The organism is Embleya sp. NPDC050154 (genome assembly GCF_044460165.1).
Lineage (GTDB): Bacteria > Actinomycetota > Actinomycetes > Streptomycetales > Streptomycetaceae > Embleya.
In genome coordinates this window covers 210463-225673 of record NZ_JBITJP010000011.1, presented here as the reverse complement: position 1 = coordinate 225673, position 15211 = coordinate 210463, and the positions used below count along the sequence as shown (strand labels likewise).

Below are 15211 nucleotides of genomic sequence, written 5' to 3'. Positions count from 1 at the left end.
TGCACAAGCGGCCTCGGGCCGAGGGGATGCCTGAGAGGATGGGCCGATGATCGCTTCCCCCGACGACGTCCTGGACGCGCTCGATCCCGAGCAGCGGCGGGTGGCCAAGGCCGTCGACGGCGCCGTGTGCGTGCTCGCGGGCGCGGGCACCGGCAAGACCCGCGCGATCACCCACCGCATCGCCTACGGCGTGCTGACCGGCACGATGCAGCCCGGCCAGACGCTCGCGGTCACCTTCACCGCGCGGGCCGCGGGGGAGATGCGCGGCCGGCTGCGCGACCTGGGCGTGCCCGGCGTGCAGGCGCGCACGTTCCACGCGGCGGCGCTGCGCCAGCTCTCGTACTTCTGGCCGAAAGTGTTCGGCGGTGCCCCGCCGCAACTGGTGGAGACCAAGTTCCTGCTCGCCCGCGACGCGGTGCAGCACTGCCGGCTGCGGGCTGATCGGGCCGAGCTGCGCGACATCATCGGCGAGATCGAGTGGGCCAAGGCCACCCAGACCGCGGCGGACGACTATCCGCGCGCGGTGCTCGCGGCGGGCCGCAAACCGCCGCGCGCGGCGGCCGAGATCGCCCACGTCTACGCGGCCTACGAGAAGATCAAGTCCGGCAAGGGCCTGATGGACTTCGAGGACGCGCTGCTGCTGACCATCGGCCTGCTCGACGAGCGCCCCGAGGTGCGCGAGGCGGTCCAGGCGCAGTACCGGCACTTCACCGTGGACGAGTACCAGGACGTCAACCCGCTCCAGCAGCGGCTGCTCGACCTGTGGGCGAACGAGGCGCGCAGCCTGTGCGTGGTCGGCGACGCGAGCCAGACCATCTACTCGTTCACCGGCGCCACACCCGCCTACCTGCTCGACTTCCGCCGCCGCTACCCGGACGCGGAGGTGGTCGAGCTGGTCCGCGACTACCGCTCCACGCCGCAGGTGGTGGGCCTGGCCAACCGGCTGCTCGCGCACGCCACGGGCGAGGCCGCCAAGCACCGGCTGAAGCTGATCTCGCAGCGCGGCGAGGGCCCGGCGCCGCGCTTCGTCGAGCACGCCGACGAGCAGGCCGAGGCGGAGAGCACCGCGAAGCAGATCCGCGCGCTGATCGACGAGGGCGTGCGGCCCGCCGAGATCGCCGTGCTGTTCCGTACCAACTCGCAGTCCGAGTCCTACGAACAGGCGCTGGCCGATCAGTCGGTGGCGTACCTGCTCAAGGGCGCCGAACGGTTCTTCGAGCGGGCGGAGGTCCGGCAGGCGATGGGCTTCCTGCGCGCGCACGCCATCTCCGGCGGGCCCGAGGCCGAGCGCGGCCCGCTCGCGGGCGAGGTGCGCGCGGTGCTGGGGAACACCGGGTGGAGCGCGCAGCCGCCCGCCGGATCCGGCCAGGCCCGGGAGAAATGGGAATCGGTGGCCGCGCTGCTGCGGCTCGCCGAGGAGTTCGAGGTCAAGCGGCCGGAGGCGACGCTGCGCGACTTCACCGCGGAGTTGGCCGAGCGGGCGAGCGCGCAACACGCGCCGACGGTCGAGGGCGTCACCCTCGCGTCGCTGCACGCGGCCAAAGGCCTGGAGTGGGACGCGGTGTTCCTGGTCGGCCTCAACGAGGGGATGATGCCGATCGCCTACGCGGACACCCCGGACAAGATCGAGGAGGAGCGCCGGCTGCTCTACGTCGGGGTGACCCGGGCGCGCGAGCGGCTGACCCTGTCCTGGTCCCTGGCCCGCACTCCGGGCGGCCGAGGCCGCAAGGCGTCCCGGTTCCTCGACGGCCTGCGCGGCGCGGACGGCTCGCGCGGCACGGGCTCCGCGCTGCCCGACGCGTTCCGTTCACCGGCCCGCGGCCCGGACGGTACGGTCCGGCCCCGGCGCAAGGTGGGCCCGGTGCGCTGCCGGGTGTGCGCCCGGGCGCTCCAGGACGCCGCCGAGCGCAAGATCGGACGCTGCCTGGACTGCCCCTCGGACGTCGACGAGTTCCTCCTCGAGCAGTTGATCGTGTGGCGGCGGGGGCGGGCACAGGAGCAGAGCCAGCCGGCGTTCGTCGTCTTCACCGACGCGACGTTGACCGCGATCGCCGAGACCCGGCCGCTCAACGAGCGGCAACTGGCCGCGATCCCGGGGGTGAGCCGAACCAAGCTGGAGCGATTCGGTGACGACGTGCTCGCGCTGTGTGCCGGTCACGACCTCGCGATCGAGCCCGCGCCGGAGGACTTCGGGCACATCCCGGAGGACGAGGATGCTCCTGCCGGGGAGTGAGATCCGAGGGGTTTCCCTCGAGTGACGAGGACCATGCAATAAATCGTTTGCGTCTCGCTCCGAACCGCATCTACGCTCACGAGCACGGTCGGAACGTTCGACCGTGCTCGTCCATGAAACCTGGAAACACCCCTGCGGTGTTCCCCGAACCCTCTCGAAAGGAGGTGAACGTCGTGATTACCAGGAACTTGAAAGCCCAGCGTCAGGCGTTCACCGCCGCTTCGGTCGTGGTGTCGGTGGGCTCCGCCAAGCTGTCGCATGCCGATCTCTCCCTGCCCAAGTCCGGCCTGGCCGGGCTCCCCACGGATCTGTCCTATGCCGGGACCGATGCCCTGATCACCGCCTCCGCGCGACTGCGCGGCAACGGCAGTGGTGCGTCCGCAGTCGCGGGTGCCTCAGGTCTCGTCGGTCTGGCGGGCAGCGCCGAGGGTCCGTGGCAAGGCGAGCAGGCAGCGGCGACGCGTCGCAACGAGCGACCGTCGAACGCGGCGGCTTGCGAGCAGGCGCAGACGCAGGAATCGCAGCAGGCCAGTGGAATGACCATGGCGGCCTTTGCCGGTAACAACGGGTATCCGTCCTGGAGGAACAGGACCTGACGTAACGTCAGGTCGGCACCCTCCAGGGCCGCGGAATCCCGAACACCGGGATCCGCGGCCCTTGTCTTTTGTCGGCTGTCAGCAGCACCGAGTAGCGACCACCGGGGACACGAGTCCCACGAATCACAGGAGCACCACGTGCCCCACGGCAAACCCCCCGCACCCGGCAGCACAGCCACAGCGACATCGGAGGTAGACCTGATGACCCTTACCGCTTTCGAGGACGTCGAGCAGCTCGAGTCGACGATCCCCTGCCGTTCCTACGACCCGGAGGTCTTCTTCGCCGAGTCCCCCGAGGACGTCGAGTACGCGAAGGCCCTGTGCCGCGAGTGCCCCGTGCGTGAGATGTGCCTGCAGGGCGCGCTCGAGCGCCGCGAGCCCTGGGGTGTCTGGGGTGGCGAGCTCTTCGTGCAGGGCGTCGTCGTCGCCCGCAAGCGTCCCCGTGGCCGTCCGCGCAAGACGGAGGTCGCCGCGTGACCCCGCCGGCGGGACCCCGACGCACGAGCACCCGACACACCACGTACGCGCAGGAACCCATGAAGCACATTCACGACACGAACGCCGTTTTGCCCAATGACAGGAGCAGGGAGTTGCATCTCATCAACGAAGCCCTCGCGAGGGCTCAGATGGATCAACAGCTCCGTGAAGCGGAGCTCCAACGCAGGGCGTACCACGTCCGGATGGCGCGCAGGATGCGTCGTCGGGCGGAGGTCGCCTCCATGCGCGCGCGCCGGGCGCTGGCCATCGCGGTGATGTAAGCCGCCGATGTCGCCCGACCGGTACGCGGCACGCCGAAGGGCGGGCACCCCTCGAGGGGTGCCCGCCCTTCGGCGTGCCGCGGCGGCGCGGACGGGCTCTAACGCCCGGCGGTGTCCTCGGAGTTGTCGATCTCCTCCGCGTCCTCCACGTCTTCGATCTCCTCGATGTCCTCGATGGAGAAGTCGAATTCCTCGGCCTCGTAGTCCTCGTCGACGAACCCGGGCAGCCAGGTGGCCAGTTCGTCGCGGAACGGCGCGGTCGCGCCGAGCTGACACAGCACGCCGATCGTGCTCAACGTGACCCGGTGGATCAGCAGATAGCTCGGCGGCAGGTTGAGCTGGCGGGCCAGCGCGGACGCCGGATTGCGCGGGTCGCCGATCCGCGCGCCCTGCTCGCGCATCCAGGCCCGGGTGAAGGTGAACTCCTCGGCCTCGGCCGGCTCCAGGAACGGCAGCAGGTAGTCCAGGACTTCGGCGGCGTCGAGCTTGATCGACGGCTTGACGAAGCCCTCGGTGCGCAACACCTGCATGACGCTGTCCGCGTCGCCCTCCAGCGCGAGTCGAAACGCCAGGCCGATCGGCTCGGGCAGCCCCTCGGGCAACCGGTTGACCGTGCCGAAGTCCAGGACGCCCAGGCGCCCGTCGTCCAGCAGCCGGAAGTTGCCGGGGTGCGAGTCGGCGTGCAGCATGCCGGTGCGGGCGGGCCCGGAGAACAGGAACCGGCTGAGCATGTGCCCGGCCCGGTCGCGCTCTTCCTGGCTGCCCTTGTCGATCACCTGGGACAGTGGTTTGCCGTCCATCCACTCGGTGATCAGCACCCGCTCGGTCTGGTGCACCACGTGCGGCACGAAGATGTCCGGGTCGCCGTCGAACTCCACCGCGTGCGCGGTCTGCGCCTCGGCCTCGAGCTGGTAGTCCAGTTCCTCGGCCACCCGGGCCTTGAGCTCGGCGATCAGCGGTTTGACGTCGATGCCCGGGATCAGCGCGCCGGCGAAGCGCGCGACGTGCCCGAGCTGGTTCAGGTCGGAGATCAGCGCGTCGCCGGCCCCGGGGTATTGGATCTTGACCGCGACCGTGCGGCCGTCGTGCCAGACCGCCCGGTGCACCTGGCCGATCGACGCGGCCGCCGCGGGGCTCTCGGAGAACTCCTCGAAGAGCGAACGCCAGTCCGCGCCGAGATTCTCCGCGAGCGCCTTGTGCACGGTACGCGCGGGCATCGGCGGCGCCGCGTCCTGGAGTTTGGTCAGCGCCGAGCGGTAGGGCCCGGCCACCTCCTCGGGCAGCGCGGCCTCGAACACCGACAGGGCCTGCCCGAGCTTCATCGCGCCGCCCTTCAGCTCGCCGAGCACCTTGAAGAGCTGCTGGGCGGTGCGCTGTTGCAGTTCGGCGGCGACGATCTCGGCCGGTCTGCCGCCGATACGCCTGCCCAGGCCCAGTGTCGCCCGGCCGGCCACCCCCAGCGGGAGGGAGGCGAGCTTGGCGGTGCGGGTCACGGCCCTACGCGGAAGATCGCTCACGCGACCCATTGTGTCCGACTCGGCGATGCGGCATGTGTGATGGGGCCCACCTCTTGCGCCGCGTGGGTGGCGCGGCAGTCGCAGCGGGCGTGTGGCGACCAGCTCCGGCGCCGGGTCAGGCCGTCCGGCAGCTCGATTTCCACGGTGCCGTCCACGGTGGTGGGCAGCGCGCCGTCGAGGAAGGTGAGCACCTGAAGGGCCGCCCGGGCCGCGACCTCGGTGGCGAGCACCACGTCGCACGGGGCCTCGCCGGGGCCGGGCGCCGCCGCGAGCTGGGCCAGCAGGCGCGGCCAGCCCGGATCGCGGTCGCTGCGGGCCAGATCCAGGCAGCGCCCACACGCCGACCGGCCCACCAGCACGAACGGCCCGATCACCCCGGTGGTCTCGCGGATGTCCGCGTACAGGTGCGGGACCCGCTGCCGGATCAGGCGGGCGCCCGGTTCCGGATCCGGGCGACCCTCCGGGACGAGCACCGCGACGTCGGGCGTGCCGCGCCCGGCGGGCAGCGCGCAGCGCACTCCCGGGGCGGAGCGACGCAGCGCGGCCCGTACGGTGGTCTCCCGGCGCGGGCGCTCGTCGTCCCAGCCGAACGCCACCGGTCCGGCGTCTCCCGGGCGCACCGGACGGCGGTCGGCGGGCACCACGTGACCCACCCCGGCGGCGGCGAGCAGGCCGGCCACCGCGGCGCCGATCCGACCGGCGCCGTGCACCGCCACCACCGCGCGGGCGCGTCGGTCGAGCGCGGCCAGGCCCGCCTCGCCGCTGCCGTGCAGTAGCGCGAGCGAGGTCAGGTCCGGACCCAGCCGGGCGCGCTCGTGGGGCAGCGCGGGCACCGGGGTGGGCCGCCCGGAGGCGTCCTCCAGCACACCCTCGCGGGCCAGCAGGTCCAGCACCGCCTCGGCGTGTGGGCGAGCGAGGCCGACCCGTTCGGCCAGCTCCCAGGTGCGCTCCAGATCCCGGGTGCCGTCCAACTGCTCGACGAAGCGGGTGGTGGTCGGGTCCAGACCGCCCACCAGCACGGCCCGGCGCGGATCCAGGCCCAGTTGCAGGGTCTGTCGATCGCGCCACAACCGACGTAGGGCGGGCTTGAGGAGCGGGCGCATGAGAGGGCCTCCGAAGGAGCGGTACACCGGGAACGGGGCGGCGACCGGGCGCGCGGGGCGACTCGGCCGGTCCCAGCGTGCCCGCCCGCAAAACGCCGGGTATTTCGTCGTCCACAGCCCGCGTATGAATATGCTATTTGGAAATATTAGGCCGAGAAGAATGGAATGGGAATAATCGAACGAATAGTGCTTATGCCCGCGACAAGCGGTGTCGAATATCCCCCGGCCGGCCCGAAGCGGCGGCGCCCTGTCGGTGCCGTCGGTTAACGTCCTGGTTATGGTCGCGGATCCCGGGGCCGGACACGACATGCTGTCCGGAGCCCCCTACCAGGGTGCCGTCGAGGTGCGTCGCAGCGCCCGACGGAGACGAACCGTGTCGGCCTACCGGGACGGGGATCGGACCGTGGTCCTGCTTCCCGGCCGGATGACGCAGACCGAGGAGAAACGCTGGGTCGGCGTGATGCTGGAGCGCCTGGCCGCGCAGGAGCGGCGCCGGCGGCCCAGTGACGAGGATCTCGCCGCGCGGGCACTGGAGCTGTCCGCCCGCTATCTGGACGGCCGGGCCCGGCCCGCGAGCGTGCGCTGGGTGGGCAACCAGAACACCCGCTGGGGTTCGTGCACTCCGATCGACGGCACGATCCGGCTCTCCACCCGGCTGCGCGGCATGCCGACGTATGTCGTCGACTATGTATTGCTGCACGAGTTGGCGCATTTGCTGGTGCCCGGCCACGGACCGCGTTTTTGGACGCTGCTCGCCGCATATCCGCGCACCGAACGTGCGCGGGGATATCTGGAGGGTGTCGCCGCCGCGAGCGGACTCGCGATGAGCGACGACAAGGACGATGTGGACGCCGCACCCGGCACCCCGAAGTCGGCGGTGCCGGAACCGGCTCCGCCGGCCCGCGGCCGAGCCGCTGCGGCAGGGGGTCGAGCGGCCCGCAAGGGCACCGCCGCTGCGGACGGTACGCGCGCCGGGACAACGCGCGATCGCACCGCCCGCAAGCCCCGAGGCTGACCCGGATCCGGCGCGCGAGAGTCGTCGCGGTGCCGGATTCGGGCGTATAGCGTGAGGCGCGTACACAGCCGGGAACCGGTCGCGGGCAATCGCTCGTCGCAAGCACGAGACTGCCGCCGGGCGTTTTGCCGTACCCGGACCGGGGCGGATCCGATGTTGTAGCGTGCCGTGCGCGGCGGGGACCCAGGTGGTGGGCGCCCGCACCGCCGGCGGCGGAAAAGCGGGGAAGGGAGCCACACAGTGGTCGAGTTCAGGAAGGGACAGAAGTCGAAGCTGTCCGACCTGACCGCGGGGACCGATCTGTATGTCGGGGTACATCTGGACAGTCCCGGGCTGACGTTCGACATCGCGTGCTTCGGGTTGGACGCCGGTGAGCGATTGTCCGACGATCGGTACTTCATCTTCTTCAACCAGCCCAAGTCGCCCGAGGAATCGATCCAGCTCCTGGGCGCGCAGGCCGGTGACACCGAGTCCTTCCGCGTGACGCTGGACCGGGTCCCGCCGAACGTCAACAAGCTCGCGTTCACCGCGACCATCGACGGCGACGGCGTGATGTCCCAGGTCGCCTCCGGCTACCTGCGGATCGTGGCGGGCGGCCAGGAGGTCGCGCGCTACGCGTTCACCGGGCGCGAGTTCAGCACCGAGCGCGCCGTGATGATCGCGGACATCTACAAGAAGGACGTCTGGCGGTTCTCCGCCGTCGGACAGGGCTTCGACGGCGGGCTGCGCGCACTCCTGGAGAACTTCGGCGGCGAGGTCGCCGAGGACGAGCCGGACGAGGCTCCGACGCCGGCCCCCGTGCCGCCCGGCGGTGCCCCGGGCTTCGCCCCGCCCGGCGGCGGGATTCCGTCGCAGCAGCCCGCGCCCTCGTTCGGGCCGCCCGGGGGCGGTCCGCCGCCGCCCGCTCCCGCGCCGAACTTCGGCCCGCCGCCCGGCGCGCCGCAACCGGTCGGTTCGATGCAGGGCGGTCCGCCCCTCCCGCCGCAGTACAACGAGCCCGGCACGCCGCCGCACGGCGCCCCCGGCGGGTATCCGCCGCCGCCCGGCCCGCCGCAGTACAACCAGCCCCAGGGCACACCGCCGCACGGCGCGCCGGGAGGCTACCCGCCACCGCCCGGTCCGCCCGGCCCCGGCGGCTACCCGAACCAGACCCCGCACCAGGGCCACATGGCGCCGCCCGCGCCGCCCGGCATGGGTCAGCCCGGTGGCTACCCGCCGCCGGCCGGCCCCGCCGGCTACCCGCCGCCCGCGGGCCCCGGCGGCTATCCCGGTGTCGGTCAGCCCGGCCAGATGCAGCCCACGCTCCAGATGCCGGTGCCCGGCGGCCCGCCGGCCCCGCCGCAGGGCATGCAGGGTGTCGGCGTGGCCTCGGCCGAGCCGGCCTTCCAGTACGGCGTCGAGCAGTACCGCGAGGTGCCCGCCGGCGGTCGCTGGACCCAGCAGAACGCCAAGATGGTCCGGGTCGACGTCTCCGGCGGCAAGGTGATCGCCCGCCAGGGCGTGATGGTGGCCTACCAGGGCGACGTGAAGTTCAAGTTCCAGGGCCAGACCCTGCGCAGCCGCTTCGACAACCGGCAGACCGGCCAGTCGCTCGAACTGATGCGCTGCGAGGGCAACGGCGAGGTGTTCTTCGCCGAGGACGCCGCGCACCTGCACCTGGTCGAGCTCCAGGGCACCAAGCTGTTCGTCAACGTGGCCAACGTGCTCGCCTTCGACGAGGGCCTGACCATGGAGCCGGCCCGGGTCGAGGGCGTGGGCATCCCCGGCGGTGCGCTGTTCGCGCAGACCTTCAGCGGCCAGGGCACGATCGTGATCAAGACCCAGGGCATCCCGCTGGTGCTCCCGGTGCAGGGCCCGACCTTCGCGGACAGCAACGCGATCGTGGCGTGGACCGACATGGACGTCTCCACCACGACCCAGATGCGGCTGCGCAGGACCGCCTTCCCCGGCCACAGCGGCGAGACGGTCAACCTGCAGTTCCGCTGCCCGCCGGGCGGCAACAACTTCATCGTCGTCCAGCCCTACGAGGTGTGAGGGGAACATGGATCAGCAACTGATCGCCGCGTACGGGCAGACCGCACCCCAGGCTCGGATGAGCGCGCACGGCAACAAGATCTGTCGGGTCAACATCCAGCCCGGCGCGCCGGGCGTGTTGGCCAAGCAGGGCGCGATGATCGCCTACGAGGGTTACATCCGCTTCGAGGGCCACGGCCAGGGCATGCAGCGCCGGATGACCAGCGGCCTCACCGGCGAGCGCATGCAACTGATGAAGTGCACCGGCCAGGGCGACATCTACTTCGCCGACTACGGCGCGGACGTGGCCATCATGCAGCTCAACCCGAACGAGGGGCTGTCGGTGAACGCGAGCAACATCCTCGCGTTCGACGAGAACCTGGAACACCGGATCAAGATGGTGAGCGGGGTCACCGCGAAGTTCAGCGGCAACGGCCTGTTCAACATGGAGCTGTCCGGCCAGGGCTGGGTCGCGATCACCACGCGCGGCACGCCGGTCGTCCTCAACCCGTCCGAACGCGAGACCTACGTCGACCCGGACGCCCTCGTCGCGTGGAGCACCAGCCTCAAGGTGGGCACCAAGCGCTCGATGCGGCTCGGCGGCATCGTGGGGCGCGGTTCCGGCGAGGCGATGCAGGTGTCCTTCAAGGGCAACGGCTTCGTCGTCGTGCAGCCGGCCGAGGACGCCACCGACCGTTTCCACGTGCGCGGCTGACCGCGAGCGAAGGAGGAATACCGTGCAAAGCTCGCTTTTCGGCCATGCGCCCGTGCAGACGCCCGAGCGGTTCAGTCTGCAGAACCCGCACATGCTCAAGGTCCAGCTCGGCAACGGGCTGCCCGACCACTGCCTGGCCCGGGTCGGCTCGATGGTCGCCTACCAGGGCGCGATCGACTTCGACGGCAACATGCGCTCCGGCGCCGAACGCCAGGCCGCCGCGGCCACCGGTGAACAGCTCAACCTGATGCGCGCCCACGGCACCGGCACCATGTGGCTGGCCAACATGGCCCAGTCGATCCACGTGCTCGACCTCGACTTCGAGGGCCTGACCGTGGACGGCGAGTACGTGCTGGCCCTGGACAGCTCGCTGAGCTGGAACGTGGTGGCGATCGAGAGCGCGCAGTCGGTCGCCGGCGCGGGCTCCTACAACCTGGACATCACCGGCAACGGCAAGATCGCGCTGATGACCTCGGGCAAGCCGCTGATCATGCGGGTCACCCAGGGCACCGAGGTGTTCGCGGACGCCGACGCGGTGATCGCGTGGAGCACCCGGTTGTCGATCAGCATGCAGGCGCAGACCAACTCGGCGCGCATCTACCGACGCCGCCGGGGCACCGGCGAGGGCTGGAACATGGCCTTCATGGGCGAGGGCTACGTGGTGGTCCAGCCCAGCGAGATGTTGCCGCCCGTCGACTTCATCTCCTCCGGCGGCTACCTGGCCAACCGCGGCCTGGGCCAGAACGGCGGAGTCCAGGGCAACACCTGGGGCCAGTAGCAATCGGGAACACATACGCCGAGGGGCGCCCGACCGTCGACGGTCGGGCGCCCCTCGTGGCGCTTGCGCGGCTCAGACCGCCTCGCGGGCCCGGGCCACCAGCGCACGCACCGAGTCGTCCGTGTCGGTGGGCAGCGCGTCGAACGCGAACCAGCGCAGATCCAGCGACTCCTCGCTGATCAGCTCGGTCGCGCCGGGCGGGGCCAGCGCGACGTACTGCACGTCCAGGTGCACCGCGCACGGCGTGTGATGCCGGTCCAGGCCCACCGGCGCACCGCCCGCGAGCAGGGTCAGCCCGGCGATCCCGGACTCCTCGCGCGCCTCGCGCAGCGCCGCGTCGGCCAGCGTGCGGTCCACCGGTTCGCAGTGCCCGCCGGTCTGCAACCACCTGCGGATCTTCGCGTGCAGGGTGAGCAGCACCCGGGCCCGGGCCGCGTCCACGATCACCGCGCTCGCCGTCACGTGCCCGTCCCGACAGGCCTTGAGCATGCCGTCCTCGTGCGCCGCCAAGTGCTCCAGGTACGCCCCGCGCAGTCGGTCCGCACGGTCGTCGGGCGCGTCCCACTTCGACAGCACGTCGACCGCGTCGAGCCGTAGGCTCACGCGCCGGGCCCCTTCTTCCCGTCGTCCTCGCCCGTCGAGTCCTCGCCGCGACCCGGCTCGCCGGCCGGCTTGTCGTCGCCGGCCTGCTCGTCGCCGGGCCGGTCGCCCTCGGGCTTGGTCGACTCCAGCTTGTCCAGGTCCGCGTCCAGCTCGGCGTCCAGGCCGGACAGGTCGAGCTCGGCGTGGTGCACGAAGCCGTCCGGATCGTCCAGGTCGTCGGCGGTCGGCAGCAGGTCGGGGTGCTGCCACACCGCGTCCCGGCCGTCGACGCCGCGCGCGTCCGCGAGCGAGGCCCACAGCCGGGCCGCGTCGCGCAACCGGCGCGGGCGCAGTTCCAGGCCGACCAGGGTGGCGAAGGTCTGCTCGGCCGGACCGCCGGTCGCGCGCCGCCGACGCAGCGTCTCGCGCAGCGCGCCCGCCGAGGGCAGCCGGGGTGCGGCCGCGCTGTGCACGACCGCGTCCACCCAGCCCTCCACGAGCGCCAGCGCCGTCTCCAGACGCGACAGCGCGGTCTTTTGCTCCGGCGTCTCCTCGGGCTCGAACAGACCCTGCGAGAAGGCTTCCTGGAGCGCCTCGGGGTTGCTCGGGTCGATCCGCCCCGCGGCCTCCTCCAGCCTGCTCATGTCCACCTTGATGCCCCGCGCGTACGCCTCGACCGCGCCGAACAGGTGCTGCCGCAGCCACGGCACGTGCGCGAACAGTCGCTGGTGCGCGGCCTCGCGCAGAGCCAGGTACAGCCGCACCTCGTCCTGCGGCACCGACAGGCCCTCACCGAACGCGGTCAGGTTGGCCGGCAACAGCGCGGCCTTGCCCGCGGGCCCGATCGGCAGCCCGATGTCGGTCGAGCCGACCACCTCGCCGGCCAGCGCGCCCAGCGCCTGCCCGACCTGGGCGCCGAACATCGCGCCGCCCATCCCGCGCATCATGCCGAGCAGCGGCCCGGCCATGCTCTGCATCTCCTCGGGCATCATCTCGCCCATGGCCGCGACCACCCGGGTGGCCAGCGGCTCCACCAGCGCGCGCCACTGGGGCAGCGTCGCCTCGATCCACTCGGAGCGGCTCCAGGCGGCCGTGGTGTGCACACCGGAGGGCAGCGAGGTGGCCTCGTCCAGCCACAGCTCGGCCAGCCGCACCGACTCCTCGACCCCCGACCGCTCGACCGCGCCGATCGACGCGTCACCCTGCTGGGCCACGGTCTGCCGGGCGATGTCGCGGGCCAGGTCCCAGTTGACCGGGCCGCCCTCGTAGGACAGCAGCTTGCCCAGTTGCTGGAAGGCCGCGCCCAGGTCGGCCTGGTTCATCTGCCCGAACAGCGCGCCGAACGGGTTGTTCGGGTCACCGCCGGCCGCGCCGAAGCCGAACGGGTCGTTCGGATTCGAGCCGCCGGAACCGCCGCCGGGGCGATCGGGATCGTCGTCGCCCGAGGGCTTGCCGAAGCCGAAGGGGAAGTCAGCCATGGTTGGGCCCCTCTACGTTGTCCAGGTGTGCGGCGCCCTCGGGCCCGACCACTCGATGCTGACTCACGGTTACCTCGTCTCGCTCGGCCGGTCCGCCGTCCCGGTCGGAGGCGACGCCGCGCAAAGGCCGAAACGCGCCTGGCGTGAAGATCACAACAACACCTCCGGCAGGATGGATCGCGGACACTGACAGGAAAGGCAAGCAGTCGCGCGTACCTTTCTTGACGAACCGCTCGTACCAAACTAACCACGGGAGACCGCCAGTGAGTTCCCAGCCCCCACGCGTTCGCTCTGGGCGGAGCGGGCGGGAGAGCACGAGCGATGGCACCGGGACCGATGCCTCGGAGACCGCTCCGGAGCCCATTCCCTCGGCCTCGGACCAGCCCTCGGACAAGAGTGTGCCCCGGGTGCGCCCGGTCATCGCGGTCACCGGTGCCGCGGCCGGCCTCGGTCATCGCGTCGCGTCCCTCCTGGCCGCGAACGACCAGGTCAAACGTCTGATCGCGATCGACGAGCGGCGCGGTGAGATTCCCGGCGCACAGTGGCGGATCATGGACGTCCGCGACCCCGCCCTGGCCGGTCGGCTGGAGGGCGTGGACGTGGTGGTGCACCTCGCGCTCGACATGTCGCTCGACTCCGAACCCCGCGCCCGCGGCGCCCGCAACGTGCGCGGCACCCAGACCGTGCTGACCGCCGCCGCCGCGGCCCGGGTGCCCCGGGTGGTGCTGTGCACCTCGGCGATGGTCTACGGCGCGCTGCCGGACAACGCCGTACCACTGGCCGAGGACGCGCCGCTGCGCGCCACGGCGGACGCGTCGCTGGTCGGCGATCTGCTGGAGATCGAGGAACTGGCCGAGCGCACCCCCCGCGCCCACCCGCACGTCAAGGTCACCGTGGTGCGCCCGGCGACGCTGGTCGGCGGGCCCGAGGCGGACAGCGTGATGACCCGGCACTTCGAGGCGCCGCGCCTGCTGGTGGTCTCCGGCGGGCAGCCGCGCTGGCAGTTCTGCCACCTCGACGACCTGGCCTCCGCGCTGGAGTTCGCCGCGCTGGGCCGGGTCGAGGGTGTGGTCACCGTCGGCTCCGAGGGCTGGCTCGAACAGGAGGAGATCGAGGAACTGTCCGGCATGCGCCGGATGGAGCTGCCCGCGTCCCTGGCCCTGGGCACCGCCGAACGGCTGCACCGGCTGGGCATCACGCCCGCGCCGGCGGGCGACCTCGCGTACACGATGCACGGCTGGGTGGTGCCCTCCGAGCGACTGCGCGCCGCGGGCTGGCGCCCGGTGTGGACCAACGAGGCGGCCTTCGCGGTGCTGCTGGAGGACGTCGACGGGCGGCACGCGCTGGTGGCCCGCCGACTGGGCCGCAAGGACGCCACCACGCTCGGCGCGGCGGGCGCGACCGTGGCTTTGGTGGGCACGGCCGCGATCGTGCGCAAGGTCCGGCGCCGGCGTCGCGGCTTCTGACCTTCGCCGACCCCGCCGTCCGCGAGCGGCCCGTCCGCGAGTGCCGGGCGGACGGGCCCGGCACCCGCGGACGACGCGCACACGTGCACGAGGGGACCGGGATGACCGCGCTCGACCGGTCGCGCGCGATACTGCCCGGTATGGACGTCATCCGCATCGCCGAGATCCGCGACACGCCGTTGTCCGTCGACGAGGTTTTCGCCGCGCTCGGCGACCCGTCGGCCGGTGGCACGAGCCTGTTCGTCGGTACGGTCCGTAACGCCGACAGTGGACGCTCGGTCACCGCGCTGGAGTACTCCGCGCACCCCTCGGCCCAGGCCGAGCTGCGTCGGGTGATGGAGAAGATCGCCGCCGACCTGCCGGTGCGCGCGATGGCCGCGGTGCACCGGGTCGGCCGGCTGGAGATCGGCGACCTCGCGGTCGTGGTCGGCGTCTCCTGCCCGCATCGCGCGGAGGCGTTCACCGCGTGCCGGCGGCTGATCGACGAGCTCAAGCACGAGGTGCCGATCTGGAAGCTCCAGCACTTCGTGGACGGCGACTCGGACTGGGTCGGCGCCTGCTGAACCCGGCCCGGGAACCCACTCCGATCCCACCCGTCCCCGAGGTCACACCCACCTCGGAGCAGCGGAAATGCACCATCTCCACCACATACATATGATTTAAGCCGTCACCCTCCCCCCTCCTGTGGACGGAGTACGTCATGGCGTCTGTCGCGTGGTGGTGGGCAATTCCGGGGGTCGCGCTCGTGCTCGCGGTCTGCTGGGCGGCGTGGACCTGTCGGTCCTTCCGGACGCCGAGCATGCACGACTCGATGTCCGACTTCGCGGAATGGAGCGCGGCCCTGGACCGGGTCCGCACGGCGACCCCGGTGCAATCCGAACCCACCCCCGACGACGTCGCCGGACCGGTCCCGGAACCGGGCTGCGAAACCCCGTGACGGCCCGGGCCACACCGGGA

Annotated in this window: 14 protein-coding genes and 1 pseudogene; 11 read left to right on the top strand and 4 right to left on the bottom strand. The window is 72.0% G+C overall.

The genetic code is table 11. The features are described from left to right. The first annotated feature begins 46 nt into the window (after positions 1-46). The 4 genes from ACIBSV_RS24160 (at position 47) to ACIBSV_RS24145 (ending at position 3587) form a co-directional block, all read left to right on the top strand. A complete protein-coding gene (locus tag ACIBSV_RS24160) occupies positions 47-2233 on the top strand; it encodes an ATP-dependent DNA helicase UvrD2 (protein WP_395866284.1) in 2187 nt (728 codons plus the stop codon). Positions 2234-2406: 173 nt separating this feature from the next. Beyond that, complete coding sequence (locus ACIBSV_RS24155) at positions 2407-2829, top strand: hypothetical protein (protein ID WP_395866282.1); 423 nt, start codon at positions 2407-2409, stop codon at positions 2827-2829. A gap of 138 nt (positions 2830-2967) precedes the next feature. Then, positions 2968-3306, top strand: a complete 339-nt coding sequence (locus ACIBSV_RS24150) for a WhiB family transcriptional regulator (RefSeq protein ID WP_026218651.1) — start codon at positions 2968-2970, stop codon at positions 3304-3306. A gap of 59 nt (positions 3307-3365) precedes the next feature. Continuing rightward, a complete protein-coding gene (locus tag ACIBSV_RS24145) occupies positions 3366-3587 on the top strand; it encodes a hypothetical protein (protein WP_355541032.1) in 222 nt (73 codons plus the stop codon). A gap of 98 nt (positions 3588-3685) precedes the next feature. Here the strand turns inward: ACIBSV_RS24145 and ACIBSV_RS24140 are convergent, their stop codons facing one another. Both ACIBSV_RS24140 and ACIBSV_RS24135 read right to left on the bottom strand, forming a co-directional pair. Continuing rightward, positions 3686-5104: an ABC1 kinase family protein gene (locus ACIBSV_RS24140; RefSeq protein WP_395866280.1), complete on the bottom strand. Its 1419-nt coding sequence runs from the start codon at positions 5102-5104 to the stop codon at positions 3686-3688. After that, the gene (locus tag ACIBSV_RS24135; protein ID WP_395866278.1) at positions 5101-6207 is read right to left on the bottom strand and encodes a ThiF family adenylyltransferase; all 1107 of its coding nucleotides are present in this window, start codon (positions 6205-6207) and stop codon (positions 5101-5103) included. The genes ACIBSV_RS24140 and ACIBSV_RS24135 overlap by 4 nt, the downstream gene beginning before the upstream one ends. Positions 6208-6484: 277 nt before the next feature. Here ACIBSV_RS24135 and ACIBSV_RS24130 point away from each other — a divergent pair. The 4 genes and pseudogenes from ACIBSV_RS24130 to ACIBSV_RS24115 form a co-directional block, all read left to right on the top strand. Next, a pseudogene (locus ACIBSV_RS24130) lies at positions 6485-7027 on the top strand (M48 family metallopeptidase); the annotation flags it as partial. Positions 7028-7462: 435 nt separating this feature from the next. Further along, entirely contained in the window at positions 7463-9256 is a 1794-nt protein-coding gene (locus tag ACIBSV_RS24125; protein ID WP_395866276.1) for a TerD family protein, read from the top strand. Between the two features lie 7 nt (positions 9257-9263). Further along, on the top strand, positions 9264-9950 hold the full coding sequence (locus ACIBSV_RS24120; RefSeq protein WP_395866274.1) for an AIM24 family protein: 687 nt from the start codon (positions 9264-9266) through the stop codon (positions 9948-9950). 22 nt (positions 9951-9972) lie between these two features. Beyond that, complete coding sequence (locus ACIBSV_RS24115; RefSeq protein WP_395866272.1) at positions 9973-10728, top strand: AIM24 family protein; 756 nt, start codon at positions 9973-9975, stop codon at positions 10726-10728. 72 nt (positions 10729-10800) lie between these two features. Here ACIBSV_RS24115 and ACIBSV_RS24110 read toward each other — a convergent pair whose 3' ends face one another. After that, entirely contained in the window at positions 10801-11331 is a 531-nt protein-coding gene (locus tag ACIBSV_RS24110) for an NUDIX hydrolase (RefSeq protein WP_395866270.1), read from the bottom strand. After that, a complete protein-coding gene (locus ACIBSV_RS24105) occupies positions 11328-12788 on the bottom strand; it encodes a zinc-dependent metalloprotease (RefSeq protein ID WP_395866268.1) in 1461 nt (486 codons plus the stop codon). Before ACIBSV_RS24105 ends, ACIBSV_RS24110 begins: the two co-directional genes overlap by 4 nt. A 263-nt stretch (positions 12789-13051) precedes the next feature. On the opposite strand from ACIBSV_RS24105, the gene ACIBSV_RS24100 reads away from it, so the two are divergent. From ACIBSV_RS24100 to ACIBSV_RS24090, 3 genes are all read left to right on the top strand, one after another. Continuing rightward, on the top strand, positions 13052-14254 hold the full coding sequence (locus tag ACIBSV_RS24100) for an NAD-dependent epimerase/dehydratase family protein (RefSeq protein ID WP_395866266.1): 1203 nt from the start codon (positions 13052-13054) through the stop codon (positions 14252-14254). A 140-nt stretch (positions 14255-14394) separates the two neighbouring features. Then, the gene (locus ACIBSV_RS24095) at positions 14395-14817 is read left to right on the top strand and encodes a molybdenum cofactor biosynthesis protein MoaE (protein WP_395866264.1); all 423 of its coding nucleotides are present in this window, start codon (positions 14395-14397) and stop codon (positions 14815-14817) included. Positions 14818-14954: 137 nt separating this feature from the next. Next, on the top strand, positions 14955-15191 hold the full coding sequence (locus ACIBSV_RS24090) for a hypothetical protein (protein ID WP_395866262.1): 237 nt from the start codon (positions 14955-14957) through the stop codon (positions 15189-15191). Positions 15192-15211 lie beyond the last annotated feature (20 nt).

Bases quoted from the DNA above. Each gene is read 5' to 3' on its own strand.
- ACIBSV_RS24160 (WP_395866284.1), top strand. From the start codon at position 47: ATGATCGCTTCCCCCGACGACGTCCTGGACGCGCTCGATCCCGAGCAG.
- ACIBSV_RS24145 (WP_355541032.1), top strand. From the start codon at position 3,366: ATGAAGCACATTCACGACACGAACGCCGTTTTGCCCAATGACAGGAGC.
- ACIBSV_RS24135 (WP_395866278.1), bottom strand. From the start codon at position 6,207: ATGCGCCCGCTCCTCAAGCCCGCCCTACGTCGGTTGTGGCGCGATCGA.
- ACIBSV_RS24120 (WP_395866274.1), top strand. From the start codon at position 9,264: ATGGATCAGCAACTGATCGCCGCGTACGGGCAGACCGCACCCCAGGCT.
- ACIBSV_RS24105 (WP_395866268.1), bottom strand. From the start codon at position 12,788: ATGGCTGACTTCCCCTTCGGCTTCGGCAAGCCCTCGGGCGACGACGAT.
- ACIBSV_RS24095 (WP_395866264.1), top strand. From the start codon at position 14,395: ATGGACGTCATCCGCATCGCCGAGATCCGCGACACGCCGTTGTCCGTC.
- ACIBSV_RS24090 (WP_395866262.1), top strand. From the start codon at position 14,955: ATGGCGTCTGTCGCGTGGTGGTGGGCAATTCCGGGGGTCGCGCTCGTG.